The sequence below is a fragment of the Arthrobacter sp. 05T442 genome, assembly GCF_056395945.1.
This window is the reverse complement of sequence record NZ_JBFTKM010000057.1, coordinates 1-609: the sequence shown is the minus strand read 5'-3', so window position 1 is coordinate 609 and position 609 is coordinate 1. Positions and strand designations below refer to the sequence as shown.

Sequence of the window (609 nt, the reverse complement as noted above, 5' to 3'; positions counted from 1 at the left end):
CTTCGGGTTGAGCAGATGATGAGCCCAGCGGCTGTGCCTGTCGAGCGGACCGCAGAGGCTGCTCGGGGCGATGTCGGATGAGCGTGGAGCTATCCGGGCTCAACGTTGACAAGGAGCTCGGGCAGGGCGGGTTCGGTGTTGTACATCTAGTGCTCGGGTCTCCTATGGCTGGCGATCCGCGACCRATGGTGCTCAAGCGCCCGAAGCCCACGATTGATCCTGCCGATATCCCTGCTGTGTTGGAGGGGATGAGGCAGGCGGTGCTGTTCCGTGACGGGCTCGACCACCATGACCGGCAAGAGATCGATGAGATCGCCGTGTGGCCGGTCGCGATGGTCACCGACCGTGGCAGGGAGGTCGGGTGTCTGCTGCCGCTGATCCCCCCCGGCTACTTCATGGATRTTCCGGCAAAAGGTAACTTCCCTGCGAAGCAGGAGCAACGGGTCATCGGGTATCTGGCTGCACCGGTGACGAGGCGTAACGAGATCGGCTACGACAGTCCCGACTTCCATGACGATGCGCTCAGGCTGCACGTACTCTCCAAGCTCGCCGGCGCGATCGAGCTGCTTCACCGGCATGGGCTGGTGTTTGGAGATCTCAACCCGAACA

At 62.6% G+C, this 609-nt stretch carries 1 protein-coding gene; it reads left to right on the top strand.

Annotated features, from left to right (window positions below; translation table 11 throughout):
• Positions 1 to 185: 185 nt before the first annotated feature.
• Positions 186 to 609 (top strand): hypothetical protein (locus AC1DES_RS19160; protein ID WP_476897280.1); only part of this gene is annotated, 424 nt, incomplete at its 3' end.